At 72.7% G+C, this 18,003-nt stretch carries 14 protein-coding genes; 5 read left to right on the top strand and 9 right to left on the bottom strand.

The genetic code is table 11. The features are described 5' to 3' along the window. Nucleotides 1-282 precede the first annotated feature (282 nt). On the bottom strand, nucleotides 283-1,269 hold the full coding sequence (locus ACFO60_RS21930; protein WP_380842913.1) for a hypothetical protein: 987 nt from the start codon (nucleotides 1,267-1,269) through the stop codon (nucleotides 283-285). Further along, nucleotides 1,266-1,817 (bottom strand): RNA polymerase sigma factor, encoded by a 552-nt coding sequence (locus tag ACFO60_RS21925; RefSeq protein WP_380842911.1) that lies wholly within the window; start codon nucleotides 1,815-1,817, stop codon nucleotides 1,266-1,268. The genes ACFO60_RS21930 and ACFO60_RS21925 overlap by 4 nt, the downstream gene beginning before the upstream one ends. A 178-nt stretch (nucleotides 1,818-1,995) precedes the next feature. On the opposite strand from ACFO60_RS21925, the gene ACFO60_RS21920 reads away from it, so the two are divergent. Next, nucleotides 1,996-2,391 carry a VOC family protein gene (locus ACFO60_RS21920; RefSeq protein WP_380842909.1) on the top strand — a complete coding sequence of 132 codons (396 nt, stop codon included), beginning with the start codon at nucleotides 1,996-1,998 and terminating at the stop codon, nucleotides 2,389-2,391. Nucleotides 2,392-2,506: 115 nt separating this feature from the next. Here the strand turns inward: ACFO60_RS21920 and ACFO60_RS21915 are convergent, their stop codons facing one another. Then, nucleotides 2,507-3,883, bottom strand: coding sequence for a helix-turn-helix domain-containing protein (locus ACFO60_RS21915; RefSeq protein WP_380842907.1), 1,377 nt, complete (start codon nucleotides 3,881-3,883; stop codon nucleotides 2,507-2,509). A gap of 257 nt (nucleotides 3,884-4,140) precedes the next feature. On the opposite strand from ACFO60_RS21915, the gene ACFO60_RS21910 reads away from it, so the two are divergent. Next, nucleotides 4,141-4,920 (top strand): ATP-binding protein, encoded by a 780-nt coding sequence (locus ACFO60_RS21910; protein ID WP_380842905.1) that lies wholly within the window; start codon nucleotides 4,141-4,143, stop codon nucleotides 4,918-4,920. 142 nt (nucleotides 4,921-5,062) lie between these two features. Here ACFO60_RS21910 and ACFO60_RS21905 read toward each other — a convergent pair whose 3' ends face one another. The 4 genes from ACFO60_RS21905 to pgsA all read right to left on the bottom strand — a co-directional run bounded on the left by ACFO60_RS21905 (nucleotide 5,063) and on the right by pgsA (nucleotide 8,353). Beyond that, nucleotides 5,063-5,599, bottom strand: a complete 537-nt coding sequence (locus ACFO60_RS21905; protein ID WP_380842903.1) for a hypothetical protein — start codon at nucleotides 5,597-5,599, stop codon at nucleotides 5,063-5,065. Between the two features lie 5 nt (nucleotides 5,600-5,604). Then, nucleotides 5,605-6,750, bottom strand: coding sequence for a glycosyltransferase family 4 protein (locus ACFO60_RS21900; protein ID WP_380842901.1), 1,146 nt, complete (start codon nucleotides 6,748-6,750; stop codon nucleotides 5,605-5,607). A 7-nt stretch (nucleotides 6,751-6,757) separates the two neighbouring features. Then, a complete protein-coding gene (locus ACFO60_RS21895; RefSeq protein WP_380842899.1) occupies nucleotides 6,758-7,660 on the bottom strand; it encodes a phosphatidylinositol mannoside acyltransferase in 903 nt (300 codons plus the stop codon). Nucleotides 7,661-7,753: 93 nt separating this feature from the next. Then, on the bottom strand, nucleotides 7,754-8,353 hold the full coding sequence (gene pgsA / locus ACFO60_RS21890; RefSeq protein WP_380842897.1) for a phosphatidylinositol phosphate synthase: 600 nt from the start codon (nucleotides 8,351-8,353) through the stop codon (nucleotides 7,754-7,756). A 350-nt stretch (nucleotides 8,354-8,703) separates the two neighbouring features. Between pgsA and ACFO60_RS21885 the strand changes: the two genes are divergently transcribed. The 3 genes from ACFO60_RS21885 to ACFO60_RS21875 all read left to right on the top strand — a co-directional run bounded on the left by ACFO60_RS21885 (nucleotide 8,704) and on the right by ACFO60_RS21875 (nucleotide 15,285). Then, the gene (locus tag ACFO60_RS21885) at nucleotides 8,704-10,863 is read left to right on the top strand and encodes an elongation factor G-like protein EF-G2 (protein WP_380842895.1); all 2,160 of its coding nucleotides are present in this window, start codon (nucleotides 8,704-8,706) and stop codon (nucleotides 10,861-10,863) included. Between the two features lie 353 nt (nucleotides 10,864-11,216). Next, nucleotides 11,217-12,899: a glycoside hydrolase family 10-like protein gene (locus ACFO60_RS21880; protein WP_380842893.1), complete on the top strand. Its 1,683-nt coding sequence runs from the start codon at nucleotides 11,217-11,219 to the stop codon at nucleotides 12,897-12,899. A gap of 223 nt (nucleotides 12,900-13,122) precedes the next feature. After that, nucleotides 13,123-15,285: a hypothetical protein gene (locus tag ACFO60_RS21875; RefSeq protein ID WP_380842891.1), complete on the top strand. Its 2,163-nt coding sequence runs from the start codon at nucleotides 13,123-13,125 to the stop codon at nucleotides 15,283-15,285. An 85-nt stretch (nucleotides 15,286-15,370) separates the two neighbouring features. On the opposite strand, the gene ACFO60_RS21870 is transcribed toward ACFO60_RS21875, so the two are convergent. Beyond that, on the bottom strand, nucleotides 15,371-15,913 hold the full coding sequence (locus ACFO60_RS21870) for an HIT family protein (RefSeq protein WP_380842889.1): 543 nt from the start codon (nucleotides 15,911-15,913) through the stop codon (nucleotides 15,371-15,373). Nucleotides 15,914-15,982: 69 nt separating this feature from the next. Further along, nucleotides 15,983-17,953, bottom strand: coding sequence for a threonine--tRNA ligase (thrS, locus tag ACFO60_RS21865; RefSeq protein WP_380842887.1), 1,971 nt, complete (start codon nucleotides 17,951-17,953; stop codon nucleotides 15,983-15,985). Between the last annotated feature and the right edge of the window lie 50 nt (nucleotides 17,954-18,003).

Below are 18,003 nucleotides of genomic sequence, written 5' to 3'. Positions count from 1 at the left end.
GCCTGGAAACGCCACGAAGCTTACCTATGGGATGCAATGCGGATACGCAAGATCGGGCGACTCATCCCCACCTCTCCCACCGGCACCAGCCGTCACCGCCCCGCGCCCGGTGTCACCGTCCCGCGCCCGCCGGCACCTCACAGCGTCCCCGGGACGGCACGCGGGGCGGGAATCGCCACGCCGCCGGACGGCCGACCGCCATCGAAGCCCGCGTTCCGCCAGGCCCACAGCCCCCGCCCCAGGACCGGGGCCGGGGCCGGGGCCGGGGCCGGGCCGCGGACGTCATCCGGGCGAGGGCGGCGGCGCGCTGCCGTTGTGGAAGGGATTTCCGGCCAGTCGCCCGGGCGTGACGAGCAGCCGGATCACCCCGGCCTTCACCTGCCAGGCGTTCCACACGGTCCAGCCGCGCCCGACCCGGCCGGCGGGCAGCGGCTCGAAGGACAGGCCGCCGCTCTTCGGATCGACCCGGATGAGGCTGAACACCACCGCCAGGTCACGCCTGCGCGCCTCGGCGCGCACCTCGGCCACGGGGCGACCCTCGCGCAGGTGGACCCCGTCGAACATCCCGCCCGGCGCCATGGCCCGGTCGAAGTCGGCGTACTCCTCCCCCGGTCTGGCCTGGCGTCCGAGCCTGACGTCCACCACACCCCTGAACCGGGCCGGCACCCGCATCACCATGACGCAGCCGTCGTCCCGACCGGGGTCGCAGCCTTGGGGGGAGGTCTCCATCGTGAGCAGAACACCGTCGATCCTGGGGCCGGAAGGATCCGGCGCCACTCGCGGCTCGGGAGCCCCCCCGGCCGTGACCACCATGCCCAAGATCTTCCCCACTCCTCCGGGCGACACCGGCACCGGGCGCAGCCCCACGCGCAGCCCGACCGCCTTGAACGCCTCGGTGTACAGGGCGTGCTCGGCGAACGGGTCCTTGATCCGGGCGACGTACTGGTCGCCTTCGCGGACGATCTCCACCGCCGAGTTGGCGTAGCCGAGCGCCACGCCGCCTCCGTCGCGCAGCAGGCTCGGGCCCACGACGACACCCGTGGCCAGCACGGCGGCGGCGGCCATGCCCATCGCCACACGGCGCGGGCCGAAGACCCCGTGTCGGCGGCGCCCGACCGACGGCCGGGCGAGGGCGGCGTCCGGTCTCTGGGCGGTGACGGAGGCCAGCAGCGTCCGCGCCCCCGCGCCCGACGCGCCGTCCCCCCGCCGCCCGGGCGCCACCCGCGCGAGCGGCCTCAGCAGCGCGCTGACCTCGTCGACGTCGCTCACGACGACCTCCCCGCCGCCGGCATCATGCGGCCGTGCGTACTCGTCCGGATCTCGGCCGCGTCGAGCGCGGCGGAAAAGCGCCTGCGGGCACGGTGCAGTCTGATGCGCACCGCGTTGCGCGACAGTCCGAGCATCGTGGCGATCTCGTCGCGGCCCAGCCCTTCCCAGGCGACCAGCGACAGCAGCTCGCGATCGTCGTCGGACAGACCGCGGAACACCTCGGCCACCGCGCTCACCCCAACCCCGCCGTCAGGCGGGTCACTGTAGAGATCGGCCATCTCGGCGTCGAGCTCCACGTTGCGCACGCGCCGCCGGTCCGTCTTGCGGCGGTGGTCGGCCAGCACCCGGCGCGCCACGCCGTAGAGCCAGAGCCTGGCCTCGCGTCCCGGTGGGAGTTCGGCGAGCTTGCGCCAGGCGATCGCGAAGGTCTCCGCCACGACGTCCGCCGCGTCCTGCGGCGAGTCGCACCGGCGCGCCGCGTAGGCCGTGATCTGGTCGTAGGTCTCCCTGTAGACGCCCTCGAACCGGGCCACCTCATCGTCATCCACACGCCGTCCCCATGGCCGTCTCCTCTGTCGGTATCAGACGCGGACAACCCGTACATGGCGCGAGCGACCCCATCATTTCCGGTGGGTTGCACGTTCGCCATCCGGTCCCAGCTCGCGGAGGCCGGCAGGGCATCGTCGGGGCTGAACGCCACGCCGGACAGACCCCTATACTCCGGGCGTGCGAATTGATCTTGTGACGGTCGTCGTGGACGACTACGACCGCGCCATCGAGTTCTTCAGCGGGATTCTCGGCTTCGAACTGGTCGAGGACTCGCCATCGCTGACCAACGATGGCCGTCGGAAACGATGGGTCGTCGTCAGGCCGCCGGGCGCGGAGACGGGCATCCTGATCGCCCAGGCGGACGGAGAGCGGCAGGCCAGGGTCGTCGGGAGCCAGGTCGCCGGGCGGGTGGGGTTCTTCCTGCGCGTGGACGACTTCGGCGCCGCCTACGAGCGAATGGCGGCGGCCGGCGTCGAGTTCGTGACCACACCGCGGACGGAGCCCTACGGGCAGGTCGCCGTGTTCCTCGACATAGCCGGGAACCGCTGGGACCTGCTCGGCCCACCTCGATGATCGCCGGGCGACGAGGGGGTCCGCCGGGGCAGGACGCCCTGGATCGCCGCCCTTCCCTTCCGCGCTTCGGGACTGCCTCCGGGTGACCGTCCGCTCGGCGACCCGGCGACTCCCATCAGGAGGCGAGTTCGGCGGACAGGTGGGCGCGGAACTCCTTGACGTGGACGGTGCCGGCGTAGGGGCCGAGGCGGCCGGAGAACTGCCTGACGCGCTCGACGGCCCGCGCCGAGGTCAGCGTCCGGGCCGCCGGAATCGCCTCCCGCGCCAGTTCCACGGCCCGCTCCACCTCCCCCATGCTCAAGTAGGCGTCGGCCGCGTTCACCCGATTCAGCTGCGCTGAGCGTGGCCGCGCCTCCGTGAACTCGCGTACCGCCGCTTCAGCGCAATCGGCGGCCCGCTCGTGCTCCCCCAGCAGTTCCCAGCACATGCCCGCACGGGCGATCAGTTCCGGCTCGTCGTTCCAGGCGGCCCAGGCCGGGTCGCGATCGGTCCGGCCTCGTGCGTGGACACGCTCGGCCTCAGCGAGTTGCAACTGGACGGTCCGTGCGCCATGCCCGTCCCGGCTCTCGCCCGGCCGGGTCCGCAGGGCCGTCGCCCAAGCCTCCTCGACCAGCAGCATCGCCGTCACCCATGGTGGCGCGTCCACGCGCCGGGCGGCTTCCACGGCCGCACCGGTCAACCAGACGGCCTGCGCCGAATGTCGCAGGTACAAGGCCTGATGGGTCATGCCCTCCAGGATCAGGGAGCCAATCATCGGGTCGCTGCCCAGTTTCGCCAGTTTGAGCGCCTGTCCGAAGTACTGCTGGGCCTGCCCATGACGGTGCAGGTCGAACGCGGTCCACCCCGCCATCCCCGTGAGCCCGGCGGCGGCCGACATCAGGGCGGAGCCGACCTTGTCGGTGTAGCGGCCTTTGAGCAGGGGCGCGACGACGGTGTTCAGGTAGTCGACCACGGCGGGGCGGACCAGTCCGGCGCCGAATCGGTGGTCCATCTCGCCGAACGCCTGCCGCGCCTCGTCGATCCGCTGGACGTCCGACAGGCCCACGGACGGTCCCGAGCCCTCGTGGGCGGCCGAGGCGACCGGAGCGCCGTAGCTCCAGGCCGACAGCCAGCTTCCGAGGGCGGCGGGCACGAAGGGCAGCGCGGCGAGCACATGACGGCGATCGGGGTCCACGTCGCACCTCCACAGGCGTCCGGCGGCCTCGACCGTAGCCGCGAGCGACAGGTCGCTGAAGTCCGGGCGGAGCCAGGCTTCCGTATCGACCGGGGCACCGCCTTCGATCCACCGCTCGACCTCGGCCGGGTCGGCTCCGAACACCTCGGCCATCCGCGCCCGGTACACCGGCCGGATCGCCTGCCTGCCGCGCTCCCACCGGCTCCAGGTGGTCGGCGACACCCACAGCGCCTCGGCGATCTCCTCCTGGCTCATGCCCAACCGCCTGCGCGCCCGCGCCAGCTCCGGCCTTCCCGCCCCACGCTTCGTTCCGCCCACGGCCACCTCCACGACAACGCGTAATCAGACAGCGACTCATTGTCAATAGGGACGGCACGGAAACCTGCCGCTCCGTCCCAAACGACCGGGAAACGACCACTCGGCGCGCAGACGCGCGCGGCGGGCGACGGATAGGACTCCGGAACGCTTGGACGGCGCGGCGAACGGCGACGCCTGAGAGGGGACCTGTCCTGCGGGCGTTCGGTCAGGTCTCCTGCTGGAGCACCGTCGCCGAGAGCCGAGAAGGAGCAGCCCAGATGCGGCCGATCCCCCACTGGTCAGCGGACGCACCCGGCGTCCCCCAAGGACGCCCGAAGATCCCCGCCCAGAGGGACCCGGGCGCCGGCGGGCGCTCCTCTGAGGGCCTCATGGCCGGCGGGGACGGAGGTCCTCGCTCCGGCCGGCCGACCTCGGCCGTCGCCTCCGCGGGCGAAGCGCCCGGGCGCGAGCGCGTTCGCGAGGACGACGCGCGCCGCCGGGACTCCGAGGGGGACGTGCGCCCGGCCGCGACCGGCGGAGCGGGTGAGGAGTCCCCTTTCGCGCTGGTGAGCGTTGTCGTAGCCGTCCTGCGCCCTGGTTCGGCGTGCCGCCGTGCCCGTGCCCTCGTCCGCGAGGTGCTCCAGGGCGAGGGTCTTGGGCGCGAGGAGGTCATGGACGCGGAGACGATCGTGTCCGAGCTGGTGGCCAACGCCGAGCGGCACGGCCGGGCTCCTTACGAGCTGCGCGTCTATGAGCTCGGCGGCGTGCCGACCTGGTGCGAGGTGGTGGACGGCGACGCTGATCTGCGCTGGATCCCGGCCGTCCTGGAGCGGTCGCACGGCCAGACCGCGCCGGACCTGTTCGCCGAGGGCGGCCGAGGGCTGATGCTCACCCGGGAGCTGTCTCAGGGCCACTGCCGCGCGTACGTCACGACGGCCTTCGCGGGCGGCGAGCCCGCCAAGGCCGTGGCCTTCGCGCTTCCCACGCGATCCGGCACCCGCCTGACCTGCCCGCCTCTGCTGCGGCACGCCCGCCCTCGCGCCCGCCTCCTGCCCTGAGCGGCGTTCCCGCCGCCGGAAGCGGGCCCGCCGCCGGTGACCGAACGGCGCGGCTCATCGCGACCCGCGCCCGCCGCCCGCCACCTACTGCCTACCGCCCGCTGCCCGCCGTCTGCCGTCTGCCGTCTGCCGCCCGTGAGCCTCAGGCCTGCAGGGCGAAGGAGGCGGGCTCGGCGTCGTCGATCTCGAAGTAGGACGGGGGGTCGGTGTGGCCCGCCAGGCGGAGGGTGCGGGCGAGCCAGCGGCGCTGGGCCCGCCGGGTCACCTCGACGGCGTTGTTGTAGAAGCGGCGCGAGTAGATGACCTTGGTGACCGCGGTGTCCAGCTCGCCCATCAGGGCGGTGCCCTCCGGAGTCTCGGCGAGGCGCTCTCTGAAGCGCTCCTGGTCCATCACGGCCCTGATCGTGCGCGACAGGTCGCTCTCGGCGTGCTCGCGCTCCTCGGGCCCCGCCGCGCGGGCCTCGTGGGTGGCCGCGGCCAGCACCAGGCTGGTGGCCGGGTCGAGGACATGTGAGGCGGCCAGCTCCAGGCAGACGGCGGCGCGGCTGATCAGCGCGGCGTCCAGCGCGGCCCGCGCGGTCTCCAGGCGGATGTGCATGCGGTCGAGCCGTCCGGCCCGCCAGGAGATGTACACGGCGGCCAGCACGACGACCGCGCCGACGAGCAGGCTGATGGTCATGACGCTCACAGGACCGCCCCGCGGTGTTCCTCTTCGACGCCGCCGCTCGCGGTCGCCGTCACCGTCTCGTAGACGCGCACCACGTCGCGGGCCACGGTCGACCAGTCGTACTGGCGGACGGCCGCGCTCGCCTCGTGGGAGAGCTCGGCGCGCCGGTCGGCGTCGTCGAGCAGGGCGGCCGCCTCACGGGCGAGGGAGGCGGCGTCACCGACGGTGAACAGGGCGCCCGCCTGCCCCTCGCCGAGCACCTTGCGGAAGGCGGGGATGTCGCTGGCCAGCACGGTCGCCCCTGCCGCCATGGCCTCGGCGAGCACAATGCCGAAGCTCTCGCCGTGGGTGTTCGGGGCGCAGAAGACGTCGACGGAGTGGTAGGCGCGGGCCTTGTCGTCCTCGCTGACCATGCCGAGGATGCCGACCCGGTCGCGCAGCGCCGCGGGAACCTTGGACAGCACCTCGTCGGCGTCGCCGGGCCCGGCGACGAGCAGCCGCAGGCCGGGACGCTCGGGGCCGAGCAGGGCGAAGGCCTCCAGCAGCACCGGCAGGCCCTTGCGGGGCTCGTCCATGCGGCCGAGGAAGCCGATCACGCCGCCGTCGGGGCCCCAGCCCGGCAGGGCCTCGGCCTGCTCGTACCGGCTCACCGTGACGCCGTTCGGGATGAGGACGGCGTCGCCGCCCATGTGCTCGACGAGGGTCTTGCGCGCGGCGTCGGACACGGCGATGCGGCCGGAGATCTTCTCCAGCGCGGTGTGCAGCACCGGCGCGGTGACGGCGACGGCCCGCGAGCGCTGGTAGGAGGCGTGGAAGGTGGCCACGATCGGTCCTCTCGCCGCCCAGCAGGCCAGCAGGCCGACCGAGGGCACCGACGGCTCGTGGACGTGCAGGATGTCGAAACGTCCCTCGCGCAGCCACTTGCGCACGCGGTTCGCCGACAGGAAGCCGAAGGCGAGGCGCGCCACCGAGCCGTTGTACGGCACGGGGACGGCCCGGCCCGCCGAGGTCACGTAGTAGGGCAGCGGCGCGTCGTCGGAGGCGGGGGCGAGCACCGACACGTGGTGGCCGTCGGCGATGAGCGCCTCGGCCAGGTCGCGGACGTGGGCCATGACCCCGCCCGGGACGTCCCAGGTGTAGGGGCACACCATGCCGACCCTCACGACGCGCTCACCGGGGCTCCAGGTCGTCGAGCCAGAGCCGCTGGAGCATGTGCCAGTCCTGCGGGTGCTCGGCTATGCCCTCCTGGAAGACGCGCGCCATGCTCTGCGTCATGACGGCGACCTTCTCCTGGCGGGAGCCCTCGGCGGGGACGGGGATCTCCTCGTGGATGTGGATCGCCCAGCCGTCGCCCTCGAACCAGATCGTCGCCGGGTGAAGCGCGGCCCCGGTCTGGACGGCCAGCAGCGCCGGTCCGGCGACCATGCGCGTCCTGCCGTCGAAGAAGTCGACCTCGATGCCCTTCTCGGTGAGGTCGCGCTCGGCGGGCAGGCAGACCGCGCGCCCGGCGCGCAACCGCTGGGCGAGGGTGCCGAAGGCGTGCGCGGTGCCTCCGCCCTTGGCCGTGAGCGGCAGCACCTCCATGCCGAGGCTCTCGCGGAACGCCACGAACCGCTCGTACAGCGACTCGGGCTTGAGACGCTCCATGACGGTGGTGAAGGTGTGCCCGCTGTGGACGAGCCACGCGCCGGACAGGTCCCAGTTGCCCATGTGCGGCAGGGCCAGCACGATGCCCCGGCCGCTTTCCAGCGTGGAGAAGATGCGGTCACCGTGGATGGCGTTCGTGCCGGCCAGGATGCGCTCCTTGCCGATCACCGGCAGGCGCAGCGCCTCCATCCAGTAGCGGAAATAGGACCGCATGCCGGCCCTGCTGAGGTCGCGGATCGACGGATCAGCGACATCCTTGCCGGTCACCCTGGCCAGGTTGGACTCCAGACGGCGGACGAGCTTGCCGTGACGCCACCACATGAAGTCGGCCAGGAGGCGGAAGGCCCACGCGGCCACCGGCTCGGGCAGCTTGGGCACCAGCACCCAGCCGAGGTGGAAAGCCCAGGTGACGAGCCGATCAGTCAACGCGAGGTTCACCCCCAAAGGTCGGTCAGAGATCCAGGCGGATCGCCGGTCGGAGAATCAGGACATCATCGCCGGTGCGGTGAGTCCGTAAGTTCATGTTGGCACCGTCTGACGGTAAACGTGCAGGATCCGCTGCCCGGCGGTGAACGCGCTGGCGGCGGCGAGCAGCCACAGGCCGGCGGCCAGGATGTAGGGCACGCCGAGCCCGCCGAGCCCGGCGGCGACCAGCACGACCACCAGGCGCTCGGACCGCTCGGCCAGACCGACCTCGCAGGTGAGGCCGAGCCCTTCGGCGCGCGCCTTGGCGTAGGACACCACCGCCCCGGCGACCAGGCAGAACAGCGCGACCCCGGCCAGGACGCCCTGGCCGGTCGACATGAACCACAAGATCAGCCCGGAGAAGACGGCGGCGTCGCCGACGCGGTCGAGCGTCGAGTCGAGGAACGCTCCGAATGTGCTGGTGGTGCCGAGCATGCGGGCCAGGACGCCGTCCAGCAGATCGGCGAGGACGAAGAAGGTGATGACGACCGACCCGAGGAACAGCTGGCCGCGCGGGTAGAAGCCCAGGGCTCCCGCCGCGACCCCCAGCGTGCCGAGGACGGTGATGACATTCGGGCTGATCCCCCGGCGGGCGAGCGCCCGGCCGAGCGGGGACAGCACACGGGTGGCGGCGGGACGCAGGAGCTTCAACATCGCCGTCCGATCGTAGCCACACCGGCGGCGAGCCTCGAATCAAGCCCGCCGCCTGCGCCGATATCCGGCCGGCGCGCGAGGGCGGACGAGGCGCGGGGAGGGCCGGAGCGGACGCGGACGACGCGCCGGCCGATGCCGTCGTCTCCGTCAGCCGCCCTCGCGCCGTCCCGGCCCGGTGAACGGGCGGGGAAGTCCGGGTGTCTTCTCGCGAGCACTTTTGCCTTTAGCCCCTTGTGATCCGCGCCGGACGGGTGAAGGGTGAATGCACCGCGCTCTTTCGGGCGGCGGGCGCGGCGGCGGACGATGCGACCGCGCGCGGCCGCATCTCACGGCGAGACGCGGGAGGCGTTATGCCAGAGAGAACTGCGGGAGGACCAGCGGGAGCCGCGGGCAGGGCACCCTCGGCCGACCGGCCGGATGCCGTGCGAAACGTGGTGCTGGTCGGCCATTCCGGGTCCGGGAAGACAACGCTCGTGGAGGCCCTGCTCGCCGCGACGGGCACCATCCAGCGGCCCGGCCGGGTCGAGGACGGCGCGACGGTCAGCGACTTCGACGAGGTCGAGGTGCGCCAGCAGCGTTCGGTCAACCTCTCCCTGGCACCGGTGACGTACAACGGCATCAAGATCAATCTGCTGGACACCCCCGGGTACGCCGACTTCGTGGGCGACCTGCGGGCCGGCCTGCGCGCGGCGGACGCGGCCCTGTTCGTGGTCTCGGCGGCCGAGGGCATCGACGGGCTGACGCGCATGCTCTGGGACGAGTGCGCCTCGGTCGGCATGCCCCGCGCGGTCGTCATCACCAAGATCGACCACCAGCGGGCCGACTTCGACGAAGTGGTCGCCGCATGCCAGGACACCTTCGGCGACGGCGTGGCCCCCCTGTACCTGCCGGTGGTGACCAACGGCCATGTGAACGGGCTGATCGGCCTGCTGTCGCAGAAGTTCTTCAACTACGCGACCGGCACCCGCACCGAGAACCAGGCCGGAGCGGCCTACCAGGAACAGATCGACGCGTACCGGGGCACCCTGATCGAAGGGATCATCCAGGAGAGCGAGGACGAGTCCCTCATGGACCGCTACCTCGCCGGCGAGGAGATCGACACCAAGGTGCTGATCGACGACCTGGAGAAGGCCGTGGCCAGGGGCGGCTTCTACCCGGTGCTCGCCACGTGCGCCGTGCAGGGCTCCTGCGCGGTCGTCGGCATGCGGGAGCTGCTGGAGGTGATCACGCAGGGGTTCCCCTCCCCGATGGAGCACCCCCTGCCCGAGATCACCACGATCGCCGGCACGCCGGCGCCGGCCCTCGCCTGCGACCCCGACGGGCCCCTGGTCGCCGAGGTGGTCAAGACCACCAGCGACCCCTACGTCGGGCGCATCAGCCTGGTCAGGGTCTTCTCCGGCACCCTCCGCCCCGACATGGTGGTCCACGTCTCCGGGCACGGCCTGGCCGAGCGCGGCCACGAGGACCACGACCTGGACGAGCGCATCGGCGCGCTGTCCTCGCCGCTGGGCAAGCACCAGCGCACCACCACCAAGTGCGTCGCCGGCGACATCTGCGCCGTCGCCAAGCTCAGCAGGGCAGAGACGGGCGACACCCTGTCCGACAAGGACAATCCGCTGCTGGTGACCTCCTGGACGATGCCCGAGCCGCTGCTGCCGGTCGCCATCCGCGCCAAGTCCAAGGCCGACGAGGACAAGCTGTCGCAGGCCCTCGGGCGCCTGGTGGCCGAAGATCCGACCCTGCGCCTGGAGAACAACGCCGAGACGCGCCAGCTCGTCCTGTGGTGCATGGGCGAGGCCCACGCCGACGTGCTGCTCGACCACCTGGCCAAGCGCCACGGCGTGGAGGTCGAGCGGGTCGAGCTGCGGGTGCCGCTGCGCGAGACCTTCGGCGGCAAGGCCCAAGGAACCGGGCGCAACGTCAAGCAGACCGGCGGGCACGGGCAGTACGCGATCTGCCACGTCGAGATCGAGCCCCTGGACTCCGGCGGCGGCTTCGAGTTCGTCGACAAGATCGTGGGCGGCGTGGTGCCGAGGCAGTTCATCCCCTCGGTCGAGAAGGGCGTGCGGGCCCAGATGGAGCGCGGCGTGCTGGCCGGCTACCCCGTCGTGGACATCAGGGTGACCCTTTTCGACGGCAAGGCCCACTCGGTGGACTCCTCCGACATGGCCTTCCAGATCGCCGGGCAGCTGGCCCTGAAGGAGGCGGCGGCCAAGGTGCCCGCGCTGCTGCTCGAACCGGTGGACGAGCTGTCGGTGCTGATCGAGGACGAGCACGTCGGCGCCGTGATGTCCGACCTGTCCTCGCGCCGCGGCCGCGTCCTCGGCACCGAGGCGGTCGGCACGGGGCGCACGCTGGTCAAGGCGGAGGTCCCCGAGCTGGAGATCACCCGGTACGCGATCGACCTCCGGTCCATGTCGCACGGCACGGGCGCCTTCCAGCGGTCCTTCCTGCGCTACGAGCCGCTGCCGTCCCACCTGGCGGAGAAACTCAGGTCCGCCGCCGACTAGGCCCGGCGGGCCGCCCGCGCCACCGCAGGTCCCCGGGCCGGGGGGGACCTCCGGGCGCCGGGGGCCTCACCCTCCGGCGGGAGAGGGGCGATGGCGGAGGTAAGGGAGTTGTCACCCGCGCCGGCCGCCGGGAGCGGTCCCCGCGGCCCGCGCCGGGACCGCCCGGCGGGACGGGACGCGAAGGCGCAGGTGCCCGCCGGGACGGGCGCCGTCCGGCGCGGGCGCGGCCCCCCGCCGCGCGCGTCACCTCGCGGCACGCAGGCCTCACAGGCCTCCGTAGTCACCGTGACATCACGATGCGATTTCTTTTATCGGGCCTTGGCGGTCTTTTGCCGATGCCAGACTCATGTCCCATGCGAAACGGACATCGGCCTCTGCTCGCCGCCACCACCATGGCGGTGGTCACCACCGGCGTCGCCTACCTCTTCGGACCTGGCGCTGCTCCCGCCGACAGCGAGGCCGGGCGCGCGGCCGCCGCGGCCGGGCCCGCCACCGGCCAGGCCAAGACGGCGACCGGCCAGGGCAAGGCCGCGACCGGCGAGGGCAGGCCCGCCGCCGCGCACCCCGCCGCCGCGAAGAGCGGGCGGGCCGCGGGCGCCGAGGCGTGCGAGGTGAGCCCCAAGTACCCCAAGCGGCAGTTGCGCGGCGTGTGGATCGCCACCGTGCACAACGTGGACTGGCCTTCCAAGACCGGTCTGGACGCGGCCCGGCAGCAGGCCGAGTACGTCCGCATCCTGGACAACGCGGTCAAGCGCAACCTCAACGCGGTCTTCGTCCAGGTGCGCCCGGCCTCCGACGCGATCTACAAGTCGCCCTACGAGCCCTGGTCGCAGTGGCTCACCGGCACCGCCGGCCGCGACCCCGGCTGGGAGCCCCTCCCCTTCCTGATCGCAGAGGCGCACAAGCGCGGCCTCGAGTTCCACGCCTGGTTCAACCCCTACCGCGCGGCCGACAAGGACAATCTGGCCAAGCTGCCCGCGAACCACCCGGCCCGCCTGCACCCCGGATGGGTCGTCAAGCACGAGGGCAGGCTGTACTACAACCCCGGCCTGCCCGAGGTCCGCGCCCACACCGTCAAGGTGATCAAGGACGTGGTGCAGCGGTACGACATCGATGGCGTCCACTTCGACGACTACTTCTACCCCTATCCCGGCAAGGGCACGAAGTTCGCCGACACCGCTGCCTTTACAAAGTACGGCAAGGGCATGTCGCTCGCCGCGTGGCGGCGCGAGAACGTCAACACGCTGGTCGCCCAGGCCGGCGCGGCCGTCCACGAGGCCAAGCCGTACGTCAAGTTCGGCATCAGCCCGTTCGGCATCTGGCGCAACAAGTCGAACGACCCCGCCGGCTCGGACACCAAGGGCCTGTCGGCCTACGACGCGATCTACGCCGACGCCCGGGCGTGGATCAAGTCCGGTTCGATCGACTACGTCATGCCGCAGATCTACTGGCCGCGCGGGTTCGCCGCCGCCGACTACGCCAAGCTGGTGCCGTGGTGGGCGAACCAGGTCAAGGGCACCGGCGTCCACCTCTACATCGGCCAGGCGCTCTACCGGGTGGGTGCCAGGGACGTCGCGGCCTGGACCAAGGCCGGCGAGCTGCCCGCCCACCTGACGCTCAACCGCAAGTACCCCGAGGTGCAGGGAGACGTCTACTTCAGCGCGGCCCAGCTCGGCAAGAACCCGCTGGGCGTGCTCGACGCGCTGGTCAAGGACCACTATCCCCGCCCCGCGCTGCCGCCGCTGGTCGCCGGCCGCGGCGGCGCCGCGCCGGCCGTCCCCTCCGGCCTCGGCCTGGCCGGCGGCACGCTCGGCTGGAAGTCCTCCCCCGAGGCCGCCTCGTACGCCGTGTACCGGGTCGCGAGCGCCAAGCCGGACGGGTGCGCGACCGCCGACGGACGCAACCTGCTGGCCGTGGTCCCCGCCGCGGGGACCGCCGGGCAGTCCTACGCCGTCCCGGGCGGCGGCGCCTACCTGGTGACCGCGCTCGACCGCCTCGGCAACGAGAGCGCCCCGGCCACCGCCGTGCTGCCCTGACCTCGGGCCGCCGCCAGGCCGTGCCGCCCCGCCCCCGCACGGGCGTCTCCGGACGCCCGTCCGGGCGAGTAGGGTCCCGGATGCGGGAACCTCCCGGCGGCGGCGCGGCGCCGCGCCGGGACGCGCCGGGAGCGGCGCCCGGCTCCGGGTGATGTTCACCGTGTTCCCCTGGACCGAGCGACGCGCTTTCCCGTACGGTTCCAGGGATTCGCAGGTGGACGTCATGGGAGGTCGGTCAGTGGTGAGGCGCGCGCTGGGCGCATTGGCGGTGATCATGCTGTGCCTGATCACGACCGGCGCCGCGTGGGCGCAGTCCCCGGGGCGGGCGGACGTCCCGCGCCGGGCGGACGCCCCCGGGCGGGTGACGCTGATCGGCGTGCCCGGGCTGCGCTGGGACGACGTGAATCCCACCGACACCCCGAACCTGTGGCGGCTCGCCGCGCAGAGCGCGATCGGGTCGCTGTCGGTGCGCACCGTCGGCCGGGTCACCTGCCCCTACGACGGCTGGCTGACGATCTCGGCCGGCGTGCGCTCCTCCGTCGGCGCCCGCTGCGGGCCGCCGCCCGCGGTGGAGGAGCGGGGCCGCAAGACGGTCATCCCCGGCTTCGACTGGCTGTGGACCGTCCGCGACGCCGACTACGCCGGCTCGCTCGGCGCCGCCCTGCACGCGGCCGGCCGGTGCACCCAGGCCGTCGGCCCCGGAGCGGCGCTCGCGCTGGCCGACCGCTCCGGCGCCGTCGACCTGTACTCGACGACGTCGCAGTGGCTCGACTGGCACGCCTGCCCGGTGCTGGCCGTCGACATCGACGACCTGGTCGCTCCCTACTTCGACGGCGAGCTGCTGGCCGACACCCCCGAGAAGCTCTCGCCCGCCCGGCGCCGGGCGGCGCTCGGCGAGGCCGACGCCAAGGTCGGCGAGGTCGTGGGGCACATGCTCGCCGACACGCGCATCGTGCTGACCGGACTGTCCGACCACGGCTCCGAGCCGCACCTGCGGGTGGCGATGTGGCGGGCGCCCGGCTCCGAAGACCGCTTCCTCGGCGCAAGGTCCACCCATCGCGACGACATGGTGATCCTGCCCGACGTGACGGCGACGGTGCTGCAGGCGGCCGGGGTGGCCGTCCCCGGCACCGTCATCGGGGCGCCGTGGGCCCCCTCGGGCGCGACCGGCACCGAGGACGGCGTGGCCGCCCTTCGGCACGCCGACATCGCCGGGCAGACCATCCGCGCCGTCGGCGGCGGGTTCTTCAGCGGCCTGGCCGTGCTGCAGGTGCTGTTCTACGCGGCCGCCTTCCTGCTGCTGCGCCGCCGCAGGGCCCTCGCCGGGGTGCGCGTGGCGGCGCTCGCGCTGGCCTCGCTGCCGGCGTCGACCTACCTGGTGAACCTCGTCCCGTGGGAGCGCGCGGCGGCGCCCGCGGTCACGCTGGTGGCCGGGGTGCTCGCCTGCGCCGCCGCCCTCACCGTGCTGGCGCTGGGCGTGCCGGCCGCGTGGGCGCGGCTGCGCGGGCGTCCCGGCGCGGGCGGGGTGCTCGGGCCGGTGTCGGTGATCGCGGCGGTCACGGCCGCCGTGCTCGTGGGCGACCTGCTCAGCGGCACGCCTTTGCAGCTCAACAGCATCATGGGCTACACCGGCGTGGTCGGCGCGCGCTACTACGGCCTGGGCAACATCCCCTTCGCGCTGATGGCCACCGCCGTGCTGCTGCTGACGACGGCGGTCGCCGACGGGCTGGTGCGGGCCGGGCGCCGCCGCGCCGCCGTCGTCCTGGTGGCCGGGCTGGGCGGCTTCGCGATGATCCTGGACGGCTGGCCCGGGGTGGGCAGCGACTTCGGCGGCGTCATCGCCTTCGTGCCGGGCATCGCGGTCACCGCCCTGCTGGTGGCGGGCAAGCGGGTCTCGATCGTCAAGCTGGGCGCGTTCTGCGCGGCGGGCGGGGTCATCGTGATGGGCATCGCCTACCTGGACCACCTGCGGCCGCCCGCCGCGCAGACCCACCTCGGGCGGTTCGCCGGCCAGGTGATCGACGGCACGTTCCTGCCGGTGATCGGGCGCAAGCTCGGGGCCATGCTGAGCACGCTGCTGTCGCCGAACCTGATGCCGATCGTCATCGCGGCCTTCGCGTTCCTGGTCTTCGCGCTGCTGCGCCCGGGCACCGCCAGCGCCGGGGTGCTGCCGGTGGCCTTCGAGCGGGCGCCGATGCTGCGCGCGGGGCTGATCGGCGCCCTGGTCAGCGGCGTGGTCGGCATGCTGGTCAACGACTCGGGCGCCGCCGTGCTGTCCATGGCGCTGGCGCTGGCCGTGCCGCTGGTGCTGTCGGCGGGCATCCAGGCGCTGACCCCCGGGGCGCCGCCCCGCCCCGCCCCGGTGCTGAGCCCGCTGCCGACCTGAGCCGGACGGCGCCGCGCCACAGCCGGACGGCGCAGCCGGGCGATCTCCGGCAGCCGCGGCGGAGTCAGGCGGCGCCGTGGCGGAGTCAGGTGGGCCAGGCGTCGGCGAGCAGGTCGCGGGTGTCCTGGAGGAGCTGCGGCAGCACCTTGGTGTGGCCGACCACCGGCATGAAGTTGGTGTCGCCGCCCCAGCGCGGCACGACGTGCTGGTGCAGGTGGGCGGCGATGCCCGCCCCGGCGACGTGGCCGAGGTTCATGCCGACGTTGAACCCCTGCGCGCCGCTCGCCTTCCTCAGCGACAGCATCGCGCGCTTGGTGAACTCCCCCATTTCGGAGGTCTCGCCCTCGTCGAGGTCGACGTAGTCGGGCACGTGGCGGTAGGGGACCACCATCATGTGCCCGGAGTTGTAAGGGTAGAGGTTGAGCACCGCGAAGACCGAGGAGCCGCGGGCCACGATGAGCCCGTCCTGGTCGCTCATCTTGGGGATCTCGCAGAACGGGCAGCCGTCACCCGGGCCCGAGCCGCTCGGCTTGTTCTCTCCCTTGATGTAGGCCATGCGGTGCGGGGTCCACAGACGCTGGAAGTTGTCCGGATCTCCGGCACCGGGCTGCTCAATCGGCTCCTGCATGCCTTGCAGCATAGGACGCGGGGCGGCGGCTCCGCCTCCCGGGCACCGCCGCCGCCCCGTGCTCGAATCTCAGACCTGGACGCGGCGCTCCACGGCGTCGACGATCTCGGCGATCGCGTCGTCCACCGGGACGCCGTTGTTCTGCTCGCCGCTGCGGTAGCGGAAGGACACCGCGCCGGCCGCGACGTCGTCGTCGCCGGCCAGCAGCATGAACGGCACCTTGGACTTCTGCGCGTTGCGGATCTTCTTCTGCATGCGGTCGGCCGAGGCGTCGACCTCGACCCGGATGCCGCGCTCGCGCAGCCGCGCGGCGACCTCCGACAGGTAGTCCGCGTGCGCCTCGGAGATCGGGATGCCGATCACCTGCACCGGCGCGAGCCAGGGAGGGAACGCGCCGGCGTAGTGCTCCACCAGGACGCCGAAGAACCGCTCGATCGACCCGAACAGCGCCCGGTGGATCATGACCGGGCGCTGACGCGCCCCGTCGGCCGCCTGGAACTCCAGCTCGAAGCGCTCGGGCAGGTTGAAGTCGAGCTGGATGGTGGACATCTGCCAGGTGCGGCCGATGGCGTCCCGCGCCTGGACCGAGATCTTGGGGCCGTAGAAGGCGGCGCCGCCCGGGTCGAGCACGAGCTCGAGCTTCTCGGACTCGGCGACCTCGCGCAGCGTCTCGGTGGCCTCCTCCCAGTCTTCGTCGGTGCCGACGAACTTGACCGGGTCCTTGGTGGACAGCTCGAGGTAGAAGTCGTCGAGCCCGTAGTCGCGCAGCAGGTCGAGCACGAAGCGCAGCAGCGAGGTCAGCTCGTCGCGCATCTGCTCGCGGGTGCAGTAGATGTGCGCGTCGTCCTGGGTGAGGCCGCGCACGCGGGTGAGGCCGTGCACCACGCCGGACTTCTCGTAGCGGTAGACCGTGCCGAACTCGAACAGCCGCAGCGGCAGCTCACGGTAGGACCGCCCGCGCGCCCTGAAGATCAGGTTGTGCATCGGGCAGTTCATCGGCTTGAGGTAGTAGCGCGCCCCCTCGAGCTCCATGGGGGGGAACATGCCGTCGGCGTACCAGTCGAGGTGGCCGGAGACCTGGTAGAGGTGCTCCTTGGTGATGTGCGGGGTGTTGACGAAGGAGTAGCCCGCCTCCTCGTGCCGCTTGCGGGAGTAGTCCTCCATGATCTTGCGGATCACCCCGCCCTTGGGATGGAACACCGGCAGGCCCGAGCCCAGCTCGCCGGGGAAGGAGAACAGGTCGAGCTCGGCGCCGAGCTTGCGGTGGTCGCGCTTCTCTGCCTCCTCCAGCAGGTGGAGGTATTCGTCCTGCTTGTCGCGCGACTCCCACGCGGTGCCGTAGATGCGCTGGAGCTGCGGGTTCTTCTCACTGCCCCGCCAGTAGGCGCCGCCGGACCGCATGAGCTTGAACGCCGGGACGGCCCGGGTCGAGGGCAGGTGCGGGCCGCGGCACAGGTCTTTCCAGCACAGCCGGCCGGTCTTGGGGTCGAGGTTGTCGTAGATGGTGAGCTGGCCGCCGCCGACCTCGACGCTCTCCTCCTCGCCCGCGCCGCCGCCCTTGAGCCCGATGAGCTCGAGCTTGTAGGGCTCGGCGGCGAGCTCTTCGCGCGCGGCCTCGTCGCTGACGGCCCGCCTGGCGAAGGTCTGCCCCTGCTTGACGATCTCGCGCATGCGCTTCTCGATGCGCTTGAGGTCCTCGGGGGTGAACGGCTGCTCGACGTCGAAGTCGTAGTAGAAGCCGTTCTCGACGGGCGGGCCGATGCCGAGCCGGGCGCCGGGGAAGATCTCCTGGACGGCCTGGGCCATCACGTGCGCGGTGGAGTGGCGCAGGATGGCCCGGCCCTCATCGCTGTCGATGGCGATGGGCTCGACGACGTCGCCGTCGGCCACCACGGCGGCCAGGTCGCGCGGCTCCCCGTTGATCTTCGCGGCGACGACCGAGCGGCCGTCGGCGGAAAGCGCCTCGCCCGCCGTCGTACCGCCCGCTACCACACGCTCGGCTCCGGCGAGGGTGACGCGTATCTCTAGGGCGGCAGACACGGTTGCTCCAAAAGAAATGGGTGGGCGCGGGCACTCCGCTTGTCGTGCCC

Source organism: Sphaerisporangium dianthi (genome assembly GCF_042654065.1).
Taxonomy (GTDB): Bacteria; Actinomycetota; Actinomycetes; order Streptosporangiales; family Streptosporangiaceae; genus Sphaerisporangium; species Sphaerisporangium dianthi.
Note: the sequence above shows the minus strand (reverse complement) of the source record. Positions and strands in the feature narration are given on the sequence as shown.

Bases quoted from the DNA above. Each gene is read 5' to 3' on its own strand.
- ACFO60_RS21910 (WP_380842905.1), top strand. From the start codon at position 4,141: ATGCGGCCGATCCCCCACTGGTCAGCGGACGCACCCGGCGTCCCCCAA.
- pgsA (WP_380842897.1), bottom strand. From the start codon at position 8,353: ATGTTGAAGCTCCTGCGTCCCGCCGCCACCCGTGTGCTGTCCCCGCTC.
- ACFO60_RS21880 (WP_380842893.1), top strand. From the start codon at position 11,217: ATGCGAAACGGACATCGGCCTCTGCTCGCCGCCACCACCATGGCGGTG.
- ACFO60_RS21875 (WP_380842891.1), top strand. From the start codon at position 13,123: ATGGGAGGTCGGTCAGTGGTGAGGCGCGCGCTGGGCGCATTGGCGGTG.
- ACFO60_RS21905 (WP_380842903.1), bottom strand. From the start codon at position 5,599: ATGACCATCAGCCTGCTCGTCGGCGCGGTCGTCGTGCTGGCCGCCGTG.
- ACFO60_RS21885 (WP_380842895.1), top strand. From the start codon at position 8,704: ATGCCAGAGAGAACTGCGGGAGGACCAGCGGGAGCCGCGGGCAGGGCA.
- ACFO60_RS21870 (WP_380842889.1), bottom strand. From the start codon at position 15,913: ATGCAGGAGCCGATTGAGCAGCCCGGTGCCGGAGATCCGGACAACTTC.